The following is a 24580-nucleotide window of genomic DNA, read 5'->3' as shown; positions in this document are numbered from 1 at the left end:
CCCTCGGTGATCAGAGAGTGCACGTCAGCTCCTTACAGCTTCAGCAGGTTCGCGTCGTCGACCGAGGCCGACCGGCGGGACCGGAAGATCGCCATGATGATCGCGAGGCCGACGACGACCTCGGCGGCCGCGACGACCATGACGAAGAGGGCGAGGACCTGGCCGTCGAGCGTGCCGTGCATCCGCGCGAACGTCACGAAGACGAGGTTCGCCGCGTTGAGCATCAGCTCGACACCCATGAACACGATGATCGCGTTGCGCCGGGTGAGGACGACCGCCCCACCGATGACGAAGAGGATGGTCGCCAGGTAGACGTAGTTGACGAGGCTCATCGCTCGCTGCCCTCCTGGACGTCGCGCTCGATCTGGAGCTCGCCCTCGGTGTACGGCTCGGGCGAGCGGTTCTGGTCGCGGGCCGTGAGCACGCGCGAGACCGACAGCTCGGACGGCGTGCCGTCGGGCAGCAGGGCCGGGGTGTCGACGGCGTTGTGCCGGGCGTAGACGCCGGGCGCGGGGAGGCCGGCGAGGTGCTGGCCCTCCTTGAAGCGCCGCTTGCTCCACTCCTTCTGGTCCGGACCCTTGCCGAGGCGCTCGCGGTGGGCGAGGACCATCGCGCCGAGGGCGGCGGTGATGAGGAGGGCGCTCGTGGTCTCGAAGACCCAGACGTAGCGGCCGAAGATCAGCTGGGCGACGCCCGAGACGTTGCCGGTCTCGGCGTTGACGTCGGCGAGCCCGACGGCGGAGCCGAAGGTGGCGTGCCCGATGGAGAAGCCGAGCAGGCCGCCGAGCCCGAGGGCGAGGACGACCGTGGCCCAGCGCTGCCCGGTGAGGGTCTCGACGAGGCTGTCGCTGGAGTCGACCCCGACGAGCATGAGCACGAAGAGGAAGAGCATCATCACGGCGCCGGTGTAGACGAAGATCTGGATGACCCCGAGGAAGTCGGCGTCCTGGGCGATGTAGAAGACGCCGAGGATGATCATCGTCATCGCCATGCCGAGGGCGGCGTGGACGGCCTTGCGGGCGAAGACCAGCCCGAGCGCGCCGAGCACGGCCAGCGGCCCGAGGATCCAGAACATCACCTCTTCGCCGGTGCCGGTCACGAGGTCACCTCCGCGTCGTCGGCGTGGGTCCGGGCCGAGACGACCTCGCGCTGGGAGTCGCTCGCCTCGGTGACCTTCCCGAGGTAGTAGTCGCGCTCCTCCATGCCCTCGGCCATGGGGAACGGCGGCCGCAGCATCCCCGGCTGGAGCGGGGCGAGCAGCTGGTCCTTGGTGTAGATGAGGTCGGCGCGGTTGTCGTCGGCGAGCTCGTAGAAGTTGGTCATCGTCAGCGCGCGCGTGGGGCAGGCCTCGATGCACAGCCCGCAGAAGATGCAGCGCAGGTAGTTGATCTGGTAGACGCGGCCGTACCGCTCCCCCGGGCTGAACCGGCCCTCGCCGCCCTCACGGTCGTCGTTGTCCGCGCCCTCGACGAGGATCGCGTCGGCCGGGCAGGCCCAGGCGCACAGCTCGCAGCCGACGCACTTCTCGAGCCCGTCGGGGTGGCGGTTCAGCTGGTGGCGCCCGTGGAAGCGCGGCTGGGTCGGGCGCTTCTCCTCCGGGTACTCCTCGGTGACGACCTTGCGGAACATCGTCGAGAAGGTGACGCCGAACCCGGCGACGGGGGCGAACAGGTCGGAGAAGAAGCCGGACTTCTTCTGCTCGTCAGCCACGAGTGGCCTCCTTGGTCTCGGGCGCCGAGGTCAGGGCGGGCCCGGTGGGCGACGGCTCGCGCAGCCGCTGTCCGGGCATCGGGGGCACGGGGTGCCCACCGGCGTACGGGTCGATCTCATCGTCGACGTGCGGGTGGGACGAGGCCTCGCGGCGCTCGACCCGGCTGTCCCACAGCCAGCCCCCGACGAGGGCGGCGACGGCGATGAGGCCGACGAGCGCCAGCGAGATGACGGGGAAGCTGCGACCCGCGAAGTCGATGTTGCCGCCGAGCCAGCCGTTCTGGCCGGCGCGGAAGAAGGCGACGAGGACGACCCAGCCGAGCGTCGTCGGGATGAGGAACTTCCACCCGAAGCGCATGAACTGGTCGTAGCGGACGCGCGGCAGCGACCCGCGCAGCCAGACGAAGACGAACATGAAGGCCCACAGCTTGGCGGTGAACCACAGCAGGCCCCACCAGCCCTCGTTGAACATCCCGCCGTTGATCGCCGCGATGCCGGGAGGAGCCTGCGGGCCGCCGAGGAACATCGTCGTGGCCAGGGCCGCGACGGTGAACATGTTGATGTACTCGCCGAGGAAGAACATCGCGAAGCGCATCGAGCCGTACTCGGTGTGGAAGCCACCGGTCAGCTCGCCCTCGCCCTCGGCGAGGTCGAACGGGAGGCGGTTGGTCTCGCCGACCATCGTGATGACGTAGACGAAGAAGCTGAAGAACGCCGGGATGATGAACCACAGGTCCTGCGCCTGGGCGGCGACGATCTGCGAGGTGGACATCGAGCCGGCGTAGAGGAAGACGGCGACGAGCGAGAGGCCCATCGCGATCTCGTAGGAGATCATCTGCGCCGACGAGCGCAGGCCACCCATGAGCGGGTACGTGGAGCCGGAGGACCAGCCCGCGAGGACCACGCCGTAGATGCCGACGCCGGCGACGGCCAGCACGAGGAGCACGGCGACGGGGGTGTCGGTGAGCTGGAACGGCGTCGTGTGCCCGAACATCGAGACCTCGCCGGCCAGCGGCATGATCGAGAAGGAGACGAAGCACATCGTCGCCGTGATGAGCGGCGCGAGGGTGAAGACGAAGGCGTCGGCGGCCTTGGGGCGCACGTCCTCCTTGAGCATCGACTTCATGCCGTCGGCGAGGGTCTGGAGCAGGCCGAAGGGGCCGTTGCGGTTCGGGCCCGGGCGCTGCTGCATGCGGCCGATGACGCGGCGCTCGAACCAGATGACGAGCAGCGTCGAGACGAGCAGGTACACGAAGACGATGAGCGCCTTGACGAGGCTCAGCCACAGGGGGGTGTCGGTGAAGTCGGCGCGCGGGTTGTCGGTGCCGGCCGTCGCGAGCGCGACGAGGTCGGGCAGCGCGGTGACGGTGGCGCTCATACGGAGACCTCACTGTCCTTGGTGACGGTGACGAGCGCGCCGGGGGCGCCCGCGAGGGTGGCCCGCAGGTCGCAGCCCGCCGAGTTCGTGGGCAGCCAGACGACGTGGTCGGCCATCTCGCGCACGAGGACCGGTGCGACGACGGTGGTGCCGGCCGCGGAGACGCGCAGGTGGTCACCGTCGACGACGCCCAGGGCGGCGGCGGTGGCGGCCGAGACCGCGGCCTGCGGGCGTGGCGCGGTGCCAGCCAGGTGCGGCTCGCCGTCCTGGAGCGACCCCTGGTCGAGCAGGTGGCGCCAGGTGGCCAGGACGAGGGTGCCGGGCTCGAGGCTCGGGACCTCACCGGCCTCGACCTGCGGCGCCGCGGGACGCTCGCCGGCCCACGGGCCGAGCTGCTGCATCTCGGTGCGGACCTCGCGCAGCGTGCGGGTGCCGAGGAACTCGCCCATCTCGTCGGCGAGCATCTCGAGGGCGCGGTAGTCGCTGACGAAGGAGGTGTCGAGGGCGGCCTCGAAGGCGCGCGTGCGGCCCTCCCAGTCGACGAACGTGCCGCCCTTCTCGGCGTGCGCCGCGACGGGCAGGACGACGTCGGCGACCGCGGTGACCGCGGACGGGCGGATCTCGAGGGAGACGACGAAGGCCGTGGCGAGGGCCTCGGCGGCACCGGCGACGCCGATGTCGAGGGGGTCGACGCCACCGACGACGAGGGCGCCGAGCTCTCCGGAGGCGGCCGCGGCGAGGATGCCGGCGGTGTCGCGGCCGGCGGCCTCGGGCAGGCCCTGGACGCCCCAGGCCGTGGCGACCTCGGAGCGGGCGGCGGCGTCGGCGACCGGGCGTCCCCCGGGCAGCAGGGTGGGGAACGCACCGGCCTCGAGGGCCCCACGCTCACCGGCCCGGCGGGGCACCCACGCGAGGCGGGCGCCGGTGGCCTCGGCCGCGGCGACCGCGGCGCTCAGGGCGCCGGGGACCATCGCGAGCCGCTCGCCGACGAGCAGGATGCCGCCCTCGGCGAGGGCCGCGGACGCGGCCGCGACGGCCTCGCTGCCGGTGCCGCCCGCGAGGGCGCGCAGCACCTCGGGCTCGGTGCCCGGGGCGGTGGGGATGAGGGTGCCGCCGGTCTTGGCAAGGCCGCGGGTGGCGACCGGCGAGATGCTGAAGACGCGGGTCTTGTTGCGGCGGAACGCCTTGCGCAGCCGGAGGAAGACGATGGGCGACTCGTCCTCGGGCTCGAAGCCGACGTGGACGACGGTCTTCGCGGCCTCGAGGTCGGCGTACGTGACGGCGCCACCGGCCGGACCGGTGCCGACGACCGTGGCGGCCAGGAACTCGGCCTCCTCGGCGGAGTGCGGGCGGGCGCGGAAGTCGACGTCGTTGGTGCCGAGCACGGTGCGGGCGAACTTGCCGTAGGCGTAGGCGTCCTCGGCGCTGACCCGACCGCCCACGAGCACGCCGGCGGGGGTGCCGCGCAGGCCGGCGGCGGCCCGCTCGAGGGCCTCGCGCCACGAGGCGACCCGCAGCTCGCCGTCGTCGCCGCGGACCTGGGGCAGGGTGAGGCGGTCGCCGACACTCGTGTAGGCGAAGGCCCAGCGGCCCTTGTCACAGTTCCACTCGTCGTTGACGGCGGGGTCGGCCTGGGCCAGCCGGCGCAGGACGGTGCCACGGCGGTGGTCGGTGCGCTGGGAGCAGCCGCTCGCGCAGTGCTCGCAGACGCTCGGGGTCGACACGAGGTCGAACGGGCGGGAGCGGAAGCGGTAGGCCGCCCCGGTGAGCGCGCCGACCGGGCAGATCTGGACGGTGTTGCCGGAGAAGTAGCTCTCGAACGGCTTCTCCTCGTAGATGCCGACCTGCTGCAGCGCCCCGCGCTCGACGAGGGCGATGAACGGGTCGCCGGCGACCTGGTCGGAGAAGCGGGTGCAGCGCGCACAGAGGACGCAGCGCTCGCGGTCGAGCAGCACCTGCGAGGAGATGTTGATCGGCTTGGGGTAGGTGCGCTTGACGTCCTCGAAGCGCGAGGTGCCGCGGCCGTTGCTCATCGCCTGGTTCTGCAGGGGCACTCGCCACCCTTGTCGCACACCGGGCAGTCGAGCGGGTGGTTGATGAGCAGCAGCTCCATGACGCCCTTCTGCGCCTTGTCGGCGCCCTCGGACGTGTACTGCGTCTTGACGACCATGCCGGGGGCGACGGTCATCGTGCAGGAGGCCTGCGGCTTCATCCGGCCGGGGGGACCCTGCATCTGGGTGGGCTCGCCGGGCGTGCCGTCGGGGCCGGGGCGTCCGGGCATCCAGACCTCGACGAGGCACTGGCGGCAGGCACCGACCGGGTCGAGACCCGGGTGGTCGCAGAACCGCGGGATGTCGATCCCGGCCGTCTCGGCGGCGCGGATGATGAGGGTGCCCTTGGGCACCGCCACCTCGACGTCGTCGATGGTCAGCGTGACGAGCTCGACCGGGGCCTGGGTCTCGGGCGTGGCAGTCATGCGGAGACGGTCTCCTTCGCGCCGCCGTCCTTGGCCCACACGGTGGCGGCGGACCGGTCGAACGGGCAGCCTCCGTGGGTCAGGTGGGCGACGTACTCGTCGCGGAAGTACTGGATCGAGCTCGTGATCGGGCTCGTCGCGCCGTCCCCGAGGGCGCAGAAGCTGCGGCCGAGGATGTTGTCGCAGATGTCGAGCAGCTTGTCGAGGTCCTCCTCGGACCCCTGCCCGTGCTCGAGCCGGCCGAGGATCTGCTTGAGCCACCACGTGCCCTCGCGGCACGGGGTGCACTTGCCGCAGGACTCGTGCCGGTAGAAGTCGGTCCAGCGGTCGACGGCGCGCACGACGCAGACCGTCTCGTCGAAGACCTGGAGGGCGCGGGTGCCGAGCATGGACCCGGCCTGGGCGACCGACTCGAAGTCGAGCGGCACGTCGAGGTGCTCGTCGGTGAAGAGCGGCGTGCTCGACCCACCCGGGGTCCAGAACTTCAGCGCCTTGTCGGGGTCGCGCATGCCGCCGGCCATGTCGATGAGCTCGCGCATCGTGATGCCGAGCGGGGCCTCGAACTGGCCGGGGTTCTTGACGTGCCCGGAGAGGCTGAAGATGCCGAAGCCGGTGGACTTCTCGGTGCCCATGCCGGTGAACCAGTCGACGCCCTCGAGGATGATGCCGGGGACCGAGGCGATCGACTCGACGTTGTTGACCGAGGTCGGGCGGGCGTAGAGGCCTGCGGCGCCGGGGAACGGCGGCTTGCTGCGCGGCTGGCCGCGACGACCCTCGAGCGAGTCGAGGAGCGCGGTCTCCTCACCGCAGATGTACGCGCCGGCCCCGGCGTGCACGGTGATGTCGACGTTGATGCCCGTGCCGTTGATGTCCTTGCCGAGCAGCCCTGCGGCGTAGGCCTCCTCGACCGCGCGCATCAGCCGGCGGTAGACGTGGACGACCTCGCCGCGCAGGTAGATGAACGCGTGCTCGCAGCCGATGGCGTACGAGGAGATGGCCACGCCCTCGACGAGCACGTGGGGGTTGGCCATCATCAGCGGGATGTCCTTGCAGGTGCCCGGCTCGGACTCGTCGGCGTTGACGACGAGGTAGCGGGGACCGCCGTCCGGCGGGGCCATGAACGACCACTTCATGCCGGTGGGGAAGCCGGCGCCGCCACGGCCGCGCAGCGAGGAGTCCTTGACCATCGTGAGGATGTCGGCGGCCTCCATGCCGAGCGCCTTGTCGAGCGCCCGGTAGCCGCCGCCCTCGCGGTAGGTCTTCAGCGTCCACGACGTCGGGTGGTCCCAGTCGCGGCTGAGGATCGGGGTCAGCGTCGTCATCACTCGCCCTTCCCGTCGGTGCTCTCGTCGGTGTCTGCGTCGGTGCCCGCGTCGAAGAGCGTGGCCTCGGGGGTGGCGTCGTCGCCGACGGGCACCGAGGCGCTCTGGGCCGAGACGTTCGCGGCCTTGTCCTCGGCGTCCTGCGGGTCGGCGCCCTGGACCGGTGCGACGTCGACGCGGTCGGCGGCGGCCTCGGCCTGGCGGGCCACACCGCTGACGCCGTCACCGGTGGAGACGACGGCCGGACCCTCGGCGGCCTCGGGGGCCTTCTTCGTGCCCTTGGCGGCCTTCTTCGCCGGCTTCTTCGCGGCGGGCTGCTTCTCACCGGGGGTGTCGTCGGACGCGTCGCGCTCGGCGGCCGGCTCGACCTTGTCGGCCTTCGCCTCGTCGTGGGCCGGGGTGACCTCGGTGCTGCCGGCGGCCTTGCCGCCGCCGGCGCCGTTCGCGGACCCGCCGTTCGCGGAGCCGCCCTCGGGGCGCTCCAGCCGTTGCGCTTGGCGAGCTCGAGGCCGACGAGCGAGGCCGGGCCGGCGCCCACGCCCTCGTCGGCGAGCCCGTCGGAGAACCCGGCGAGGGTGCGGCTGACCTGCTTGAAGGTGCAGACGCGGTTCGGGCCGCGGGTCGGCCTGACGTCCTTGCCCTCGCGCAGGTCGTCGACGAGCTGGTTGGTGGAGGCCGGGGTCTGGTTGTCGAAGAACTCCCAGTTGGCCATGACGACGGGGGCGTAGTCGCACGCGGCGTTGCACTCGATGCGCTCGAGGGTGATCTTGCCGTCGCCGGTCGTCTCGTCGTGGCCGATGCCGAGGTGCTCGGAGACCGACTCCCAGATCTCGTCGCCGCCCATCACCGCGCAGAGCGTGTTGGTGCAGACGCCGACGGTGTACTCGCCGTTGGGGTGGCGCTTGTACTGCGTGTAGAACGTCGCGACACCGCTGACCTCGGCCGTGCTCAGGTCGAGCAGCTCGGCGCACAGGTCGATGCCGCGACCCGTGACGTAGCCGTCGACCGACTGGACGAGGTGGAGCAGCGGGAGCAGCGCGGACCGCTTCTGCGGGTAGCGCGCGATGACCTGCGCGGCGTCGGCGCGGAAGCTCGCCTCGACGTCGGCGGGGTAGGGCTCCTTGGACTCCCCGGACACCGTGAGGTGCCCGGAAGCGGACTGCAGACCGAAGTCACCGGCCATCAGCGGTCGACACCTCCCATGACGGGGTCGATGGAGGCCACGGCGACGATGACGTCGGCGACCTGCGAGCCTTCGCACATCGCGGCCACGGCCTGGAGGTTGTTGAAGCTCGGGTCGCGGAAGTGCGCCCGGTAGGGACGGGTGCCACCGTCGGAGACGGCGTGGCAGCCCAGCTCGCCCTTCGCGGACTCGACGGCGGCGTAGGCCTGTCCCGGCGGCACGCGGAAGCCCTCGGTGACGAGCTTGAAGTGGTGGATCAGGGCCTCCATCGAGGTGCCCATGATCTCGCGGATGTGGTCGAGGCTGTTGCCCTGGCCGTCGCCGCCGATGGCCAGCTGGGCCGGCCAGGCGATCTTCTTGTCCTCGACCATGACCGGCTGGCCCTCGGTGCGCTGGAGCCGGTCGAGGCACTGCTCGACGATCTTCAGCGACTCGTACATCTCGTCGATGCGGATGCGCAGGCGGTCGTAGGCGTCACAGCCGGTGCGGGTCTTGACCTCGAAGTCGTAGGTCTCGTAGCCGCAGTACGGGTCGGACTTGCGCAGGTCGTGGGGCAGGCCGGTGGAGCGCAGCACCGGTCCGGTGACGCCGAGGGCGGTGCAGCCGGTGAGGTCGAGGTAGCCGACGCCGACCGTGCGACCCTTGAGCAGCGGGTTCTCGACGAGCAGCTTCTCGAGCTCGCCGAGCCCGGTGCGGAGCTCGCCGATGACCCCGCGGATCATCGCGACCGCGCCGTGGGGTACGTCCTGGGCCACCCCGCCGGGGCGGATGTAGGCGTTGTTCATGCGCAGGCCGGTGATGGCCTCGAAGACGCGCAGGATGCGCTCGCGCTCGCGGAAGCCGACGGTCATCACCGTCGTCGCGCCCATCTCCATGCCGCCGGTGCCGAGGGCGATGAGGTGGGAGCTGATGCGGGTCAGCTCCATCATCATCACGCGGATGACGGAGGCACGCTCGGGGACGCGGTCGGTGACGTCGAGGAGCTTCTCGATGGCCAGGCAGTAGGCCGTCTCCTGGAACATCGGCGTCAGGTAGTCCATCCGGGTGCAGAACGTGACGCCCTGCGTCCACGTGCGGAACTCCATGTTCTTCTCGATGCCGGTGTGCAGGTAGCCGATCCCGGCGCGCGCCTCGGTGACGGTCTCGCCGTCGAGCTCGAGGATGAGCCGGAGCACGCCGTGGGTCGACGGGTGCTGCGGGCCCATGTTGACGACGATGCGCTCCTCGTTGAGGGCGGTCGCCTCGTCGACGAGGTCGTTCCAGTCGCCACCGGAGACCGTGAAGACGCGCGCGCCCTCGGTGTCGTCCTCGGTCGAGGCACCGTAGGGGTCGGCGACGGTGGGGTCGTCGGCGAGGGTGTCGTGCTCGTGGGTCGTCATCAGCTGTACGCCCTCCGCTGGTCCGGCGGCGGGACGGTGCCGCCCTTGTACTCGACGGGGATGCCGCCGAGCGGGTAGTCCTTGCGCTGCGGGTGGCCCGGCCAGTCGTCGGGCATGAGGATGCGGGTGAGGGCCGGGTGGCCGTCGAACTCGATGCCGAACATGTCCCACGTCTCGCGCTCGTGCCAGTCGTTGCCCGGCCAGACCTCGACGACCGAGGGGATGTGCGGGTCGGTGTCGGGGCAGGTGACCTCGAGGCGGATGCGACGGCTGCCGTGGGTGATGGAGAGCAGCGGGTAGACGGCGTGCAGCTCGCGCCCTGTCTCGCCGGGGTAGTGGACGCCGGAGACGCCCATGCACATCTCGAAGCGCAGGCTCGGGTGGTCGCGCAGCGTGCGGGCGACCGTCAGCAGGTGCTCGCGCCGGACGAAGACGGTCATCTCGCCGCGGTCGACGACGACCTTCTCGACGGCGGCACCGAAGCCGGCACCCTCCTCGAGCGCGGTGGCCAGGACGTCGGCGACCTCGTCGTAGTAGCCGCCGAACGGGCGCGGGGTGGCACCGGGCAGCAGGGTGGGCGTGACCAGGCCGCCGTAGCCGGAGGTGTCCTGGCCGCGGGTGGCCCCGAACATGCCGCGCCGCTCGCCGATCTGCACCGGCTCGGAGTCGGCACCGGCGAGCTCGACGACGCGACCGCCGCCGGTGTGCTGCGCGGTGTCGGAGGAGCGCGGGTCGTCGTCGGTGCGGGTGGCCGGGGTGTCGGCCGCCTTGTCGGGGACCGGGGCCCCCTCACCGGCGTCGAGGTGCTTGGGGTCCGTGCTCTCGTCGCTCATCCGAGGAGGTTCTTCCCGGCCGGCGCCGCGAGGTGCGCGAGGTGGTCGTGGGTGGGGGCCATCTGCGCGGTGGGCGTGGCGCGCAGCGCGGCGGCCTCGGCGGCGCGGGCCGCCGCCACGCGGTTGACGCCGAGCTTGCTGTTCTGGATCTGGTCGTGCAGCTCGATGATCGCGTTGAGCAGCATCTCGGGGCGGGGCGGGCAGCCGGGGAGGTAGACGTCGACCGGGATGATGTGGTCGACCCCCTGGACGATGGCGTAGTTGTTGAACATGCCGCCCGAGGACGCGCAGACGCCCATCGAGATGACCCACTTGGGGTTGGGCATCTGGTCGTAGACCTGGCGCACGACGGGGGCCATCTTCTGGCTGACCCGGCCGGCGACGATCATCAGGTCGGCCTGGCGCGGGGTGGCGCTGAAGCGCTCCATGCCGAAGCGGGCGATGTCGTAGTCGGGGGTGCCGACGGCCATCATCTCGATGGCGCAGCAGGCGAGGCCGAAGGTCGCGGGCCAGATCGAGGCCTTGCGCATGTAGCCGACGACGTTCTCCAGCGTCGTGAGCACGAACCCTGCGGGCAGCTTCTCCTCGATTCCCATCACGCCTCCTCGGCGGTGTCGACGGTCGTGCAGGTCGTGGTCGGTGCGGTGCGGTGCGTGCTCAGTCCCACTCGAGGCCGCCCCGCTTCCAGACGTAGGCGTACGCGACGAACACCGTGATGATGAACAGGACCATCTCGACGAGCGCGAAGAGCCCGAGCTGGTCGAAGGCCACGGCGAACGGGTAGAGGAACACCGACTCGATGTCGAAGATGATGAAGAGCATCGCGGTGAGGAAGTACTTGATCGGCACGCGGCCGCCGCCCTGGGCCCGCGGCGTCGGCTGGATGCCGCACTCGTAGGCCTCCATCTTCGCGCGGTTGTAGCGCTTGGGGCCGACGACGAGGCTGGTCCCCACCGACAGCGCCGCGAAGCCGAAGCCGAGCGCCAGGAGGATCAGGAGGGGGACGTAGGGGTTGCTCATCGCGGGCGAACTCCCCTTTCGCTGCTCGGTGTCGTCGGGTGGTCGACGGGCGCCGGGGCCGCGTGCGGCGTCCCGGCCATCCTAGGGGGCGTGACGCACGTCGCACCCGGGGGTGTCTGTCCTCCGGTCACGGCGCGTCGCGGGGCGCACGGCGTGGTGGTCACGGGTCCTCTGTCGCTTGTGAATGTCTTCACGAACGGACGGAAGTCTAGGACGCCCCTCCGCTGACCTGCACTGAGGTATGCCTAACCCTCGACGGGGGCCTCGGGGGCCGGTGCGGCGGCCGGCTTCGTGGCGCGGTGGAGGGCGACGATGCCGCCGCTGAGGTCGCGCCAGCGCACCGCCTCCCAACCGGCCTCGGCGACCTGGCGGGCCAGGCCGCGCTGGTCGGGCCAGGCCCGGATCGACTCGGCGAGGTAGACGTAGGACTCGGGGTTCGAGCTGACCTTGCGGGCGACCGGCGGCAGGGCGCGCATCAGGTAGTTCGTGTAGACGGTGCGGAAGGCGCCGTTGGTCGGGGTGCTGAACTCGCACACCACGAGCCGGCCACCGGGCCTGGTGACGCGGAGGAACTCGCGCAGCGCCGTCGACGGGTCGGCGACGTTGCGCAGGCCGAAGCTCATCGTCACGACGTCGAAGGAGTCGTCGGCGAACGGCAGGCGCATCGCGTCGGCGGCGGTGAAGCCGAGGTCGGAGCGGCGGCGGTGCCCCACGCGCAGCATCCCGAGGGAGAAGTCGGCCGGGACGACGTCGACGCCGGAGTCGGCGAACGGCTCGCTGCTGGTGCCGGTGCCGGCGGCGATGTCGAGGACCCGCTGGCCCGGCTGCGCGTCGCACGCGGCGACGACGGCCCGGCGCCACAGCCGGTCCTGGCCGAGGGAGAGCACGTCGTTCGTCACGTCGTAGCGGGTCGCGACGTCGTCGAACATCGCGGCGACGTCGCGGGGGTCCTTCTCGAGGGAGGCGCGGGACATGCCGGACATCCTCCCACCGATGCCGGGGGTGGCCGGACGGCGCCGTATCGTTGCCTGCTGATGACCTCGCTCCCCGCGGGCCGCCCGGCCCCTGCTGCTGCTGGTGCGGCCGGCGCCTCGGCCGCCGCTGCTCCCGTCGCCGCTGCCGCGCCGCTGGTGGCGCGCACCGTGCGGCTCGACTCCGCGCTCGCCTCCGACCTGCTGGCCGTGCTGCCGGCGGGCGGCGGCGCCACCGGGCCGTGCTCGTGGGTGCGCCGCGGCGAGGGGCTCGTCGGGTGGGGACGCGCCGCGTCGCACGTGGCGTCCGGCCCGGACCGCTTCGCCGAGCTCGCGTCGTGGTGGGAGGGGCTCGTCGGGTCGGCGGTCGTGCGTGACGAGGTCGACCTGCCGGGCACCGGTCCGGTCGCCTTCGGCTCGGTGGCCTATGCCGACGGATCCCCTTCCGGCGGAACGCTGGTCGTGCCCTCGGTGGTCGTCGGACGGCGCGGCGACGTCGCGTGGCTGACGACCGTGAGCGCCGAGGGTGCCGTCGCGGCGGTGCCGGGGCCGGCCGAGGTCGTGCGCCAGCCGGCACCCGCGCGGCCCCTCGACGTCGCCTTCGCCGACGGCGCGCTGTCGGCCGCCGCCTGGGAGGGCGCGGTCGCCGACGCGGTGTCGCGCATCACCGCCGGCGAGCTCGACAAGGTGGTGCTGGCGCGCGACCTCGAGGTGTCGGCGCGCGAGCCGCTCGACGTGCGCTGGCTGCTGCACCGGCTCGCCGAGCGCTACGACACGACGTGGGTGTTCGCCGTCGACGGGCTCGTCGGCGCGACCCCCGAGCTGCTCGTCCGCCGGGAGAAGGGGCTCGTCACGTCGCGGGTGCTCGCGGGCACCATCCGGCCGACGGGCGACGACGCGCACGACCTCGCGCTGGCGGCCTCGCTGGCCCGCTCGTCGAAGGACCTCGAGGAGCACGAGTACGCGGTGCGGTCGGTCGCGGATGCCCTTGCGCCGCACTGCTCCTCGATGAACGTGCCGGAGGCGCCGTTCGTCCTGCACCTCTCGAACGTCATGCACCTGGCCACCGACGTGGCGGGGGTGCTCGTCGACGACACGTCGTCGCTGAGCCTCGCCGCGTCGCTGCACCCGTCGGCGGCGGTGTGCGGCACGCCGCGCGCGGTGGCCGACTCGGTGATCGCCGAGCTCGAGCACATGGACCGCGGACGGTACGCCGGCCCGGTCGGCTGGATCGACGCCGCCGGCGACGGCGAGTGGGGCATCGCGCTGCGCTGCGGGTCGGTGTCACCCGACGACCCGTCGCGGATGCGCGTGTTCGCCGGCTGCGGCATCGTCGCGGGGTCCGTGCCGGCCGACGAGCTGGCGGAGAGCTCGGCCAAGCTCGTGCCGATGCGCGACGCGCTGACCGCCGACGCCCCCTGACGCCGCGAGGGTCCTCGCGCCCCTGCCGCGATCGTGTGTGAACACGCCGGTGCGTCCCGGCGGGTCCACACACGTTCGCGGTCGGGTCGGTCAGGTGAAGGGCGGGCGGGCGTCGACGGCGACCGAGCGACGGCCGGCCCAGCGCCAGATCCGCGCGGAGGCGTCGCGGTCCTCGTCGGTGACGAGGTTGCCCATCCAGCGCAGGGCGAGGGTCATCAGCCAGTCGCTGCGCATCCCGACCGGGCCGAGGGCGCCGAGGATGCGGGGGGTGGTGAACACACCGGCCAGCCGGCGGGCGATGGAGAACGCCTCGCCGTAGTGGTCGGCGAGCAGGGCCGGCCAGGTGGCGGCGAGGTCGTCGTCGAGGTGGTCGACCACGAGCCGGCCGGTCTCGAGCCCGTAGTCGATGCCCTCGCCGTTGAGCGGGTTGACGCACGCGGCGGCGTCCCCGACGAGGGCCCAGTTGGCGCCGGCCACACCGCTGACGGCGCCACCCATCGGCAGGAGCGCGCTCGTGGGAAGGCGCTGCTCGCCGGTGAGGCCGAAGTCGACGCGGCGCTCGTCGGTGTAGTGGCGCATGAGGGGCTTGATGGCGACGTCGGCCGGGCGCCTCGTCGTGGCCAGGGTGCCGACGCCGACGTTCACCTGGCCGCCGCCGAGCGGGAAGATCCAGCCGTAGCCGGGGAGGGCCTCGCCGGACTCGGACCGCAGCTCGAGGTGGCTGCTGATCCACGGGTCGTCCGCGCGGTCGGAGTCGACGTAGCAGCGCCCGGCGACCGCGTAGACGGTGTCCTGGTGCCACTCGCGACCGAGGACCTTGCCGAGCCCGGAGCGCACGCCGTCGGCGACGACCAGTCGCTCGCAGGCGATCTCGTGCGTCGAGCCGTCGGTGTTCCGGAAGGTCACGCTGCGGACGCGGCCGCCCTCGAGCGTGGCGTCGACGGCCTTGGCGCCCTCGACCCCGGTGGCGCCGGACTCGAGCGCGGTGGTGCGGATGCGGTCGTCGAGCTCGGTGCGCGGGACGGCCGAGCCGTGGTCGGGGAGGGTGCCGCCGGGCCACGGGAGGTGGAGGGTCTGGCCGAAGCCGTGGGCGCGCAGGCCCTGGTTGACGGTGTGCTCACGGAGCCAGCTGCCGAGGCCGAGGCGGTCGAGCTCGGCGACGGCGCGCGGGGTCAGGCCGTCGCCGCAGGTCTTGTCGCGCGGGAAGGTGGCGGCGTCGGCGAGCACGACGTCGCGGCCGGCACGGGCCGCCCAGGCGGCGGCGGAGGCTCCGGCGGGGCCGGCACCGACGACGAGGACGTCGGTGCGGGTGGGGGTCGTGGGCACGGCCCGATTCTCGCAACCCGGGGCCCTCGCCCCGAAATCGACCCCGCCCCGACCCTCGACAGCCCCCCGCCCGCTCCCGACATATTGCCCAGAACCCACGCCCGGGACCCCTCGGGAGGTGGGTTCTGGGCAATCAGTCGGGAGGGGTGAGGGCGCGGGCGGCGAGGGCCCGCAGGTCGGCGTGCGCCTGCCGGTGCCCGGACCGGTCGACCCGGACCTCGACGACCCGCAGGCCCTCCGGCTCGCGGCCCACCTCGTCGGCGAGCGCCGCGGCGGAGTCGACGCGCACGTGCCCGACGCCGTGCGCCGCGCAGAGCGACGCGAGGTCGGTGCCGGTCGGGGTGCCGAAGGCGCGCTCGAACGAGGCGGACCGCTCGGGCGCACCGGGCTCGAGGGTCGTGAAGATGCCGCCGCCGTCGTCGTTGACGACCACGACGGTGAGGTCGGGACGCGGTTCGTCCGGGCCGAGCAGCAGACCGTTGGCGTCGTGGAGGAAGGTCAGGTCGCCGAGCAGGGCGTAGACCGGCTCGGCGCGGGTGAGCGCGACCCCGATCGCGGTGGACACGAGCCCGTCGATGCCGGCGAGCCCCCGGTTGCCGAGCACCTCCTCGGCCACGCTGTGGGCGACGCCGAGGTCGAGGTCGCGCACGGGGTTGGACGACCCCACGACGACGACCGCCCCGTGGGGCACCGACGCCGAGATCGCCTCGGCCACGGCCAGTCCCGTTCCCCACGGGGACGGTTGCGCGGCAACGGCCTCCGCGAGCGCCGCCCCCGCCTGCCACCAGCGGCCCGCCCAGGCGTCGTCCTCGTCGGTGCGGGCGGTCTCGGCGGCGGCTCGCAGCACGCCGACGGGGTGGACGGCGGCGGCGACGTGCGAGGGGTCGGGCCAGGCGTCGCCCTCGGAGACGACCTCGACGCGCAGCCCCGGCCGGCGCAGCAGCGCCCCGACCCCGCGCGCGAGCGTGACCCGCCCGACGACGACGACCCGCTCGGGGGCGTGCGCGTCGAGCCAGTCGCCGGCCGTGAGGACGAGCGGCCCGTGGGCGACGGCCGCCTCCCGGACGGCCGCGGGGCCGAACGGCTCGGCCACGACCGGGTGCCCGCGGGCCTCGGCCCAGGCGACGGCGTCGAGCCCGACCCGGGGGTCGCCGAGCGAGCCGACGACGACGAGCGTGCGCCCGACGTCCTCGAGCGGCTCGGCGGCGGGCGGGGTCGCGCGGTCGACACGGACCCAGGGGGCACCGTCGGGACGACCGTCGAGCGGGTCGGGCCACGGCTCCCCCGCGCCCGCGGCATCCGGGACGAGGGGCTCGCGGAGGCACACGTCGAGGTGGACCGGCCCGGGCCGCGCCCCCGTGGACCCGGTGGCGGCCGTGAGCGCCCGGCAGACGGTGCTGCGCCAGAACGGCCCGAGCCCGGGGCGCACGACCGGTGCCGGCAGGTCGGCGGACCAGCGGACCGCGCCGCCGAAGATCCCCGGCTGCTGGGTCGTCTGGTTCGCGCCCGTGCCGCGCAGCTCGTGGGGCCGGTCGGCCGACAGCACGAGGAGCGGCACGGCGGCGTGGTGGGCCTCGAGGACCGCGGGATGGAGGTTGGCGACCGCCGTGCCCGACGTCGTCACCACGGCGACCGGGCGCCCGGACCCCTTGGCCAGCCCGAGCGCGAGGAAGCCTGCCGACCGCTCGTCGACCCGCACGTGCAGGCGCAGCCGCCCCGCCGACTCGGCGTCGAGCAGCGCGTAGGCGAAGGGGGCCGAGCGCGACCCCGGCGCGAGGACGACGTCGCGCACACCGCCCCGGACCAGCTCGTCGACGAGGACCGAGGCGAGCGCCGAGGAGGGGGTCACGGGCGTGGATTCTGCCACCCCCTCTCGAGCACGACCTCGGTGACGGAGCGCACCGGCCGGTGGAGGAAGCGGTGGGCGGACACCTCCCAGGCCCCGAGGCCGGGCACGGTGCCCCGCGGGGCACCGGCCGCGGCCCGCACGGTGCGGACGTACTCGTCGAGGGCGTGCCGGCGCACGTCGGTGGCCGGCCCCTCCCCCGCCCGCAGCGTCAGCCAGGTGGGCCGACCCGGGTCGGGCGTCAGGTCGAGGGTCGGCACGGGGTCGTCTGCGTGCTCGACCGAGAGCACGCGCACCGAACCGGGCACGGCGAACACCCCGACCGGCGACCCGGTGGTCACGACGTGCGTGACCCGGTGGCGCGACCGGAAGCCGGCGTCCGACGCGAGCGCCGCCGCGAGGATGCCGCCCTGGCTGTGCCCGACGAGCAGCACCGGCCCGTCGTCGCCCGGGGGCTGTGCCGCCTCGAGGGCTGCCGCCACCCCGGCCGCGGCCAGCGTGGCCCCACCGGTGACCGACCGGACGTCGCTCGTGAGGTCGAAGGGGTTCGGCCCGGCGCGCGGCGACCACTCCTGGGTGCCCGGCACGGCGACGACCCAGGCCGACCCGCCGTCGGGCGCGGCGAGCTCGACGACCCGCACGTGCCCGCCGTCGAGCCCGCGCCCCAGCGCCACGAGGTCGGCCGGTCCGTCGAACGGCCGCGCGTCCCACGTGGGAGCCACCGCCGACACCACCGGCAGGGCCCCCGCGTCGGTGAGGAGCCCACCACGGCCCAGACCGTCGGCCCCGACGCGCACCGCGGCGAGCACCGCGCCGGCCCACTGCTCGACCTCCTCGTAGGCCCGGGCGGCCAGCCGCAGCCGCACCGCGAGCGCGTCGAGCGCCAGGGCCTCACCCCACAGACCGGCCGGCCCGACCGCCCGCACCGCGTCGGACTCGACCCGCACCCACGCCCCGAGCAGCGCCGGCCCGCCCGCGAGCCCGGGCGAGCGGCAGCGGGCCAGCCCGGCGGCCAGCGCGTCGGCCTCGTCGCGCAGCTCGCCCGCCACCGACGACAGCCGCCGTGCGAGCGCGAGCAGCGCCTCGGACCGCACCCCGACGACGCTCACGACGCCCGCCCCAGCCCCGCACCACCGAGTCCTGCACCACCGAGCCCGGTGCCACCGGCCAGCCGTTCGGCGCGCACGGCCGCGGCGAGCTCGGTGACGGCGTCGGCCAGCCACTCGAGCTCGTCCTCGAGCCCGGCGAGCCGCGCCACCCGCTCCTCGACCGACGCCCGGTACCGCTCGGCCGCCGGCCCGACCCATCCGGGCCCGCCGTCCACCAGCAGCCCGGCCCGCCGCACGCCGACCAGCTCGGCCGCCGCCCGGACCCGGGCCGCCAGCCGTTCGTACGCCTCGACGTCGTCCACCGCGTCCCCCTCTCTCCGGGTCCCAGCAGACCCCGCCGCACCTCGGCGGCTCCACCCCGGACCCCGCGCCTGTGGACGCCACCACCCGGCTCGCCCGCCTGTGGACGGCCGTCTAGCCTGTCGAGGGTGGACGTGGCCGACCCCGGAGGACCCGACGTCAGCGTCGTCGTCGCCACCTTCCGCACCGGTGCGCCGCTCCTCGACCTCGTCGACTCCCTCGCGCGGCAGACCATCGGCACCGACCGCCTCGAGCTGGTCACCGTCGACGACGGGTCGGGCGACGACACCCCCGACGTGCTGCGCGCCCTCGCCGCGGACCGCCCGTGGATGACCGTCGCGGAGATCCCGAACTCGGGCTGGCCGTGCCGGCCGCGCAACGTCGGCACCGACCTCGCCCGCGGCCGCTGGGTCCTCTACATGGACCACGACGACCGGCTCTGGTCGCAGGCCCTCGAGGCGATGGTGTCCGCCGGCGACCGGGCGGGGGCCGACGTCGTGATCGGCAAGGAGGTGCGCACCGGCGGCCGGACCATCGGGCTGGAGGCCTTCCGGTCCTCGACCGACGACGCCCACGTGACCCGGGACCACGCGTTCGAGGTGCTCACGCCGCACCGGATGTACCGGCACGCCTTCCTCGACGAGCACGGCGTCCGCTTCGAGGAGTCCCTCCGGCGCCTCGAGGACGTCCACCTGCTCGCGGCCGCCGAGGTGCACGCCCCGACGACGGCCGTCGTCGCCGACCTCGCCTGCTACCAGTGGGTCATCCACGGCGAGAACAGCTCGCTGCGCCACCCCGACCCGGTCGAGTACTTCGACGCCGCCCGTCGCGTTCTCGACGAGGTCGACCGCTGGCCGCACCCCGAGGAGGTCCGCGACGACGCCCGACGGGTGCTGCTGCGTGCGCTCGTGCTCAACCGGGCCAGCCCGTCCGGCCTGCCGGCCTGGGACGAGGAGTACCGACGCGCCTTCTTCGCCGAGGCCCGCCGCCTCACCCGCGAGCGCCTGCCCGCCTCCCTCGATGCCGGGCTCGGCGCCCACGACCGGTTGCGGGCGGCGCTCGTGCGCCGGGGCGACCTCGACCTGCTCGTCGCCCTCGGCACCCCGCGCCGCATCCCGACGACGCGCCCCCACGTCGCGGCGGTCGAGGCAGCGGACGGCCGGCTTCGCGTGACCGTCACCGTCCGCCTCCTGCAGGGTGACGGCGCCGACCTCGTGCTCCGGCGCCGGGGCGACCGGCTGCTCCTGCGACCGGACCCCCTCGTCCCCGACGACCTCGCGACCGTCCTCGACGTCGCCGCCGAGTTCGACGCGGCCCGCGTCGACCTGCTCCTCGTCGAGCGGTCCACGAATGCCGAGTGGTTCCAGCCCGCCGAGGTCGGCACCCGTCTGGTCGAGGGACCCGACGGGCCGGTCTGGGAGGCGACCCTCGTCGCCGACGTCGACCCGGCCACCGCCCGCGCGGGCCACCCGGTCGTCCCCGGCCGGTGGGACCTGCGGCTCCACACCCACCTCGCCGGGATCGACTCGCGCGTCCTCGTCCGGCTCGACGAGGACCTCGCCCTGCCGGCACCGCTGCGCCAGGGCCCCATGACGACGGCTGCCTACCGCACCGCCGGCGGACGGATGGCCCTGCACGTCACCCGGACCCGACCCCCAGGCCCCTCCCGCTCGCGGCGCGCACGGGTCCGTCTGCTGGCCGGCCGCGTCCGTCGCCGGCTGCGGCTCCGCCTACGCTGACCGGCATGCCCCACCACGACCTCGTCATCATCGGCAGCGGCTCGGGCAACTCCCTGCTCACCCCGGAGCTCGAGGGCCTCGACGTCGCGCTCGTCGAGAAGGGCACCTTCGGCGGCACCTGCCTCAACGTCGGCTGCATCCCGACGAAGATGTTCGTGCTGCCGGCCGACCGGGTCGTCGAGGCCGAGGACGCCGCCCGGCTCGGCGTCACCTTCGCGCCGCCCACCGTCGACTGGCCGGCCATCCGCGACCGCGTCTTCGGGCGGATCGACCCCATCTCGCGCGGCGGCGAGGAGTACCGGCGCAGCCAGGACGCCGTCACCCTGTACCGCACCCGGGCCCGCTTCACCGGCCCGCGCACCCTCGTCCTCGACACCGGCGAGGAGCTGACGACCGAGCGCGTCGTCGTCGCCTCGGGCAGCCGGGCGGTCGGCCTGGCGGTCGACGGGCTCACCGACGTCGACCCCGACCGCGGCGTGCACACCTCCGACACCGTGATGCGGATGGACGAGCTGCCGGCCCGCATGGTCGTCGTCGGCGGCGGCTTCGTGGCGTGCGAGATGGCCCACGTCTTCTCGGCGCTCGGGGTGCACGTCACGCAGGTGCAGCGCTCGGGGCGCCTCCTCATGGCCGAGGAGCTCGAGGTCTCGCAGCGCTACACCGACATCGCCCGCGAGCGCTACGACCTGCGCCTCTCGACGCGGGTCACCGCCGCCGAGCACGGCCACGGCACCTGGCGGCTCGCCGTCGAGGGACCCGACGGCGAGGACCACCTCGAGACCGAGACCGTCCTGCTCGCGGTCGGCCGCCGACCCAACACCGACCTGCTCGACGTCGTGGCGGGCGGGCTCGACACCCACCCCGACGGACGGCTGGTCGTCGACGCGCAGCAGCGCACGAGCGTGCCGGGGGTCTGGGCGCTCGGCGACATCTCCTCGGTGCACCAGCTGAAGCACGTCGCGAACGGCGAGGCCCGCACCGTCGCCCACAACCTCGCCGTCGACCTCGGCCGCATCCCCGGGCCCCCGCTCGAGGACGACGGCCGCCCCGTGCCGCACGCCGTCTTCGGCCACCCCCAGGTCGCGTCCTTCGGACCCACCGCCGCCCAGCTGCGTTCGGACGGAACCGAGTTCGTCTCGTACACGCAGCAGGTCGGCGACGTCGCGTACGGATGGGCGCTCGAGGACACGACGGGCCTGCTGACCATCCACGCGGCCCCGGACGGCCGCCTCCTCGCGGCGCACGCCCTCGGGCCGCAGGCGTCGAGCATCATCCAGCCGCTCATCCAGGCCGCCAGCTTCGGGCAGCACGCGCACGACGTCTGCCGCGGCCAGTACTGGATCCACCCGGCCCTCGCCGAGGTCGTCGAGAACGCGCTGCTCGGGCTGCCCCTCGGGCGCTGACCCCCGGCCGGCTCAGCGCGCTGGGCGCGGCGGGCGGTCGGTGAGGCAGTAGACCCGGCCCACGGGGTCCTCGAGCACCGTCCAGAAGTGGTGCTCGGCCATCACCCGTGCCCCGGCCTCCTCGTGCCGCGCGACGTCGGCCCGCCGGTCCGCGCAGGCGAGGTCGACGTGGGCGCGCACCTCGCCGTCCTCCTCCCCGAGGGTCTGCAGGAGGAGGCGCAGCGGCATCGGCGCACCCCGGCTGACCGACGCGTACCCGGGCTCGTCCGACTCCCGCCACGGCCACCCGGTGAGGGCGGCCCAGTAGGCGTTCTCGGCCTCCCACCGGCGACACGGCACGTCGAGGCAGACCTGGTCGAGGATGCTCGTCAGGCCCTCGCGGTCCTGCCCCGCCTCGCCCTGCCACGTCGTCAGGCAGTGCACGAACCCGCCCGGCGAGCGGAGGATGACGACCTCGTCGCCGATCGCCCCGACGCGCACCGCCCCGAGGGACTCGGCGTGGGCCGCCGCTGCGTGCACGTCGTCGACGTCGAGGTCGACGTGCACACCTCCCGGACCGTCGTCCACGGCCTGCAGCTTGACCCACGGGTCGCCGTGCACCGGTGCGAGGGTGGCGAACTCACCCGACTCACCCCGCCGGTCGGCGACGGCCTGACCGGTGACCTCGGACCAGAAGCGCCACGAGCGCTCGGCGTCCGCACGCGGGGTGTCGAGGAACATCCACGCCCAGCGGGGCGACGAGGGGGCGGTCATGCGGCGCCTCCGGCGTCGAGGTGTGCGTACGTGGCGACGAGCCGTTCGCGCCACCACGCGGTGCGCTCGGGCGGTGCCGACCAGCGTTCCAGGAGAACGGGATCCGCAACGACCTGACGGACGGCCAGCGACCCGTGCTCGGGAACCAGGGGCTCGGCGGTGACGTCTCCGGCGAGCAGGGCGACGGTGCCGAGGCCGCAGGCGTACTCGAGCGAGGGCAGTGCGGCGGCCAGCGCCACCCCACCCGCGATGCCAACGCTGGTGTCGAGCGCGGACGACACGACGGCCGGCAGCCCGCAGGCCTCGACGACCTCGAGCGCACGTCGGACGCCACCGAGCGGCGCGACCTTGACCACCACGACGTCGGCCGCCCCGAGTGCTTTGACCCGCAACGGGTCCGCCGCCTTGCGGATCGACTCGTCGGCGGCCACGGGAAGGTCGAGCCCGCGCCGGCCGAGCAGCACCCGCAGGTCGCGCAGCTCCTCGAGGGAGGCGCAGGGCTGCTCGGCGTACTCGAGGTGGTAGCGCGCCAGCCGGCACAGCACGTCGGCGGCCTCGTCGATGCCCCATCCCCCGTTGGCGTCGACCCGGATCCGTCCGCTGTGGCCGAGGACCGAGCGGACCGCGGCGACCCGGTCGACGTCGGCCGACGACGGCTGCCCGCGCTCGGCGACCTTGACCTTCGCGGTCGTGCACCCGGGGAAGCGGGCGAGCACGTCGGCGACCTCGTCCGGCCCGACCGCCGGCACGGTCGCGTTGACCGGGACGGTGGCGCGCACCGGGTCCGGCCAGCGGTCCCAGGCCGCCTCGACGGCCGCGGCCAGCCACCGGGAGGCCTCCGCCGGGCCGTACTCGAGGAAGGGCGCGAACTCCCCCCATCCGTGCGGGCCGTGCAGCAGCACCGCCTCGCGCACGAGGACCCCGCGGAACGGCACGCGCATCGGGACGGCCACGACGTGCATCCCGTCGAGCAGGTCGTCGAGCGGTGGGGTGGTCACGCCCCCACGGTAGGACTCCGCGCACCGGGGGCCCAGCCGCTCGTGACCCGCTTCACCGCGGCTAGCCTTGCGCGCGTGAGTGCGATCGACGGCGTCAGCGAGACCTTCGACCCGGCCGCGTGGGAGGACGTCCCCGGCTTCGAGGACCTCACCGACGTCACGTACCACCGCGCCGTCGGCCTCGGCTGCGTGCGCGTGGCGTTCGACCGGCCCGAGGTCCTCAACGCCTTCCGCCCGCACACCGTCGACGAGCTGTACCGCGTCCTCGACCACGCCCGCCGCACCGCCGACGTCGGCGTCGTGCTGCTCACCGGCAACGGTCCCGGCCCGGACGGCAACGGCGCCGCCGGCAAGTGGGCGTTCTGCACCGGGGGCGACCAGCGCATCCGCGGTCGCTCCGGGTACCAGTACGCCGACGGCACGACGGCCGACACCGTCGACGAGCGTCGCGTCAAGGCCGAGGGCGGACGGCTGCACATCCTCGAGGTGCAGCGGCTCATCCGCACGATGCCCAAGGTCGTCGTGGCCGTCGTCGGCGGCTGGGCGGCCGGCGGCGGGCACAGCCTCCACGTCGTCTGCGACCTGACCGTCGCCAGCCGCGAGCACGCCCGCTTCAAGCAGACCGACGCCGACGTCGGGTCGTTCGACGGCGGCTACGGCAGCGCCTACCTCGCGAGGATGGTGGGGCAGAAGGCCGCCCGCGAGATCTTCTTCCTCGGACGCACCTACTCCGCCGAGGACATGCAGCGGATGGGTGCCGTCAACATCGTCGCCGACCACGCCGAGCTCGAGGCCGAGGCGCTGCAGGTCGCCCGCGAGGTGATGGGCAAGAGCCCGCAGGCCCAGCGGATGCTCAAGTTCGCCTTCAACCTGGTCGACGACGGGCTGATGGGCCAGCAGGTGTTCGCCGGTGAGGCGACCCGGCTGGCGTACATGACCGACGAGGCCGTCGAGGGACGCGACCAGTTCCTCGAGAAGCGCGACCCCGACTGGTCGCCCTTCCCCTGGTACTTCTGACCCCGACCCCCCGGCGCGATCGCGTGACCGCGCGTCCCGCGACCCGCGAAACCCGTGTGCTGACACCGGTTTCGCCGGGTCCAGACGCCCTGCACCGGAGCGGCCCACGGCCGACGCGCTCTGGCAGGGTGGTCTGCCATGTCCTCGACGACCGCACCCCCTGACACCGGGGAGCGCGGGCTCGCCCGCGTCGCCCAGACCTTCGCCGCCTTCACCGAGAAGTGGTTCCCCGACGCCTGGATCTTCGCGGCGCTCGGGGTCGTCATCATCTCGGTCGCGGCGCTGGCCAACGGCTCGACGCCCGCCGCCGTGGCCGAGACGTTCGGCACCGGCTTCTGGGACCTCACCGCCTTCACCCTACGAAACGTTCAGTTGTTGGTGTTACCGTAGCACCC

Annotated in this window: 21 protein-coding genes and 2 pseudogenes; 5 read left to right on the top strand and 18 right to left on the bottom strand. The window is 73.8% G+C overall.

The features are described from left to right. Positions 1-32: 32 nt before the first annotated feature. The 12 genes and pseudogenes from nuoK to G7075_RS00245 all read right to left on the bottom strand — a co-directional run bounded on the left by nuoK (position 33) and on the right by G7075_RS00245 (position 12275). Positions 33-332: an NADH-quinone oxidoreductase subunit NuoK gene (nuoK, locus tag G7075_RS00300; RefSeq protein WP_166117853.1), complete on the bottom strand. Its 300-nt coding sequence runs from the start codon at positions 330-332 to the stop codon at positions 33-35. Next, a complete protein-coding gene (locus tag G7075_RS00295) occupies positions 329-1099 on the bottom strand; it encodes an NADH-quinone oxidoreductase subunit J (protein ID WP_166117852.1) in 771 nt (256 codons plus the stop codon). Before G7075_RS00295 ends, nuoK begins: the two co-directional genes overlap by 4 nt. After that, positions 1096-1710, bottom strand: a complete 615-nt coding sequence (gene nuoI / locus G7075_RS00290; RefSeq protein ID WP_166117851.1) for an NADH-quinone oxidoreductase subunit NuoI — start codon at positions 1708-1710, stop codon at positions 1096-1098. The genes G7075_RS00295 and nuoI overlap by 4 nt, the downstream gene beginning before the upstream one ends. Further along, the gene (gene nuoH, locus G7075_RS00285) at positions 1703-3088 is read right to left on the bottom strand and encodes an NADH-quinone oxidoreductase subunit NuoH (RefSeq protein ID WP_166117850.1); all 1386 of its coding nucleotides are present in this window, start codon (positions 3086-3088) and stop codon (positions 1703-1705) included. The genes nuoI and nuoH overlap by 8 nt, the downstream gene beginning before the upstream one ends. Continuing rightward, positions 3085-5564: pseudogene (locus G7075_RS00280) on the bottom strand (NADH-quinone oxidoreductase subunit G). The gene nuoH and the pseudogene G7075_RS00280 overlap by 4 nt, the downstream one beginning before the upstream one ends. After that, positions 5561-6886: an NADH-quinone oxidoreductase subunit NuoF gene (gene nuoF, locus G7075_RS00275; RefSeq protein WP_205860582.1), complete on the bottom strand. Its 1326-nt coding sequence runs from the start codon at positions 6884-6886 to the stop codon at positions 5561-5563. The pseudogene G7075_RS00280 and the gene nuoF overlap by 4 nt, the downstream one beginning before the upstream one ends. Before the next feature lie 433 nt (positions 6887-7319). Then, positions 7320-8069 (bottom strand): annotated as a pseudogene (gene nuoE, locus G7075_RS00270) (NADH-quinone oxidoreductase subunit NuoE); the annotation flags it as partial. Next, complete coding sequence (locus G7075_RS00265; protein WP_166117848.1) at positions 8069-9448, bottom strand: NADH-quinone oxidoreductase subunit D; 1380 nt, start codon at positions 9446-9448, stop codon at positions 8069-8071. The pseudogene nuoE and the gene G7075_RS00265, both read right to left, overlap by 1 nt. After that, on the bottom strand, positions 9448-10281 hold the full coding sequence (locus tag G7075_RS00260; protein ID WP_166117847.1) for an NADH-quinone oxidoreductase subunit C: 834 nt from the start codon (positions 10279-10281) through the stop codon (positions 9448-9450). Before G7075_RS00260 ends, G7075_RS00265 begins: the two co-directional genes overlap by 1 nt. Continuing rightward, positions 10278-10877, bottom strand: coding sequence for an NADH-quinone oxidoreductase subunit B family protein (locus G7075_RS00255; RefSeq protein WP_166117846.1), 600 nt, complete (start codon positions 10875-10877; stop codon positions 10278-10280). The genes G7075_RS00260 and G7075_RS00255 overlap by 4 nt, the downstream gene beginning before the upstream one ends. Positions 10878-10938: 61 nt before the next feature. Then, complete coding sequence (locus G7075_RS00250) at positions 10939-11301, bottom strand: NADH-quinone oxidoreductase subunit A (RefSeq protein WP_166117845.1); 363 nt, start codon at positions 11299-11301, stop codon at positions 10939-10941. Between the two features lie 245 nt (positions 11302-11546). Further along, positions 11547-12275: a demethylmenaquinone methyltransferase gene (locus G7075_RS00245; protein ID WP_166117844.1), complete on the bottom strand. Its 729-nt coding sequence runs from the start codon at positions 12273-12275 to the stop codon at positions 11547-11549. A 60-nt stretch (positions 12276-12335) separates the two neighbouring features. Between G7075_RS00245 and G7075_RS00240 the strand changes: the two genes are divergently transcribed. Beyond that, positions 12336-13694: an isochorismate synthase MenF gene (locus G7075_RS00240; RefSeq protein ID WP_166117843.1), complete on the top strand. Its 1359-nt coding sequence runs from the start codon at positions 12336-12338 to the stop codon at positions 13692-13694. A 90-nt stretch (positions 13695-13784) separates the two neighbouring features. On the opposite strand, the gene G7075_RS00235 is transcribed toward G7075_RS00240, so the two are convergent. From G7075_RS00235 to G7075_RS00220, 4 genes are all read right to left on the bottom strand, one after another. Next, on the bottom strand, positions 13785-15020 hold the full coding sequence (locus tag G7075_RS00235; RefSeq protein ID WP_166117842.1) for a geranylgeranyl reductase family protein: 1236 nt from the start codon (positions 15018-15020) through the stop codon (positions 13785-13787). A gap of 133 nt (positions 15021-15153) precedes the next feature. Further along, positions 15154-16869: a 2-succinyl-5-enolpyruvyl-6-hydroxy-3-cyclohexene-1-carboxylic-acid synthase gene (menD, locus tag G7075_RS00230; RefSeq protein WP_166117841.1), complete on the bottom strand. Its 1716-nt coding sequence runs from the start codon at positions 16867-16869 to the stop codon at positions 15154-15156. Further along, entirely contained in the window at positions 16866-17975 is a 1110-nt protein-coding gene (locus tag G7075_RS00225) for an alpha/beta fold hydrolase (RefSeq protein ID WP_166117840.1), read from the bottom strand. The genes menD and G7075_RS00225 overlap by 4 nt, the downstream gene beginning before the upstream one ends. Further along, the gene (locus G7075_RS00220) at positions 17972-18277 is read right to left on the bottom strand and encodes a hypothetical protein (protein WP_166117839.1); all 306 of its coding nucleotides are present in this window, start codon (positions 18275-18277) and stop codon (positions 17972-17974) included. Before G7075_RS00220 ends, G7075_RS00225 begins: the two co-directional genes overlap by 4 nt. A gap of 126 nt (positions 18278-18403) precedes the next feature. Here G7075_RS00220 and G7075_RS00215 point away from each other — a divergent pair, with 126 nt between their 5' ends. Beyond that, positions 18404-20014, top strand: coding sequence for a glycosyltransferase (locus G7075_RS00215; protein WP_166117838.1), 1611 nt, complete (start codon positions 18404-18406; stop codon positions 20012-20014). Between the two features lie 5 nt (positions 20015-20019). Further along, positions 20020-21417 (top strand): mycothione reductase, encoded by a 1398-nt coding sequence (locus G7075_RS00210; protein WP_166117837.1) that lies wholly within the window; start codon positions 20020-20022, stop codon positions 21415-21417. Between the two features lie 12 nt (positions 21418-21429). On the opposite strand, the gene G7075_RS00205 is transcribed toward G7075_RS00210, so the two are convergent. Both G7075_RS00205 and G7075_RS00200 read right to left on the bottom strand, forming a co-directional pair. Beyond that, positions 21430-22170 carry a VOC family protein gene (locus G7075_RS00205; protein WP_166117836.1) on the bottom strand — a complete coding sequence of 247 codons (741 nt, stop codon included), beginning with the start codon at positions 22168-22170 and terminating at the stop codon, positions 21430-21432. Further along, entirely contained in the window at positions 22167-23168 is a 1002-nt protein-coding gene (locus G7075_RS00200; protein ID WP_166117835.1) for an o-succinylbenzoate synthase, read from the bottom strand. Before G7075_RS00200 ends, G7075_RS00205 begins: the two co-directional genes overlap by 4 nt. Positions 23169-23243: 75 nt before the next feature. Between G7075_RS00200 and G7075_RS00195 the strand changes: the two genes are divergently transcribed. Beyond that, positions 23244-24185 (top strand): 1,4-dihydroxy-2-naphthoyl-CoA synthase, encoded by a 942-nt coding sequence (locus G7075_RS00195; RefSeq protein WP_166117834.1) that lies wholly within the window; start codon positions 23244-23246, stop codon positions 24183-24185. A gap of 138 nt (positions 24186-24323) precedes the next feature. Then, on the top strand, positions 24324-24575 hold the full coding sequence (locus G7075_RS00190; RefSeq protein WP_166117833.1) for a TIGR00366 family protein: 252 nt from the start codon (positions 24324-24326) through the stop codon (positions 24573-24575). Positions 24576-24580 lie beyond the last annotated feature (5 nt).

Origin of the sequence: Phycicoccus sp. HDW14 (assembly GCF_011383005.1) — a bacterium.
In the GTDB taxonomy this organism is placed as follows: Bacteria; Actinomycetota; Actinomycetes; order Actinomycetales; family Dermatophilaceae; genus Phycicoccus.
The sequence above is the reverse complement of the archived record's forward strand: the minus strand, read 5'-3'. Positions and strand labels throughout refer to the sequence as shown.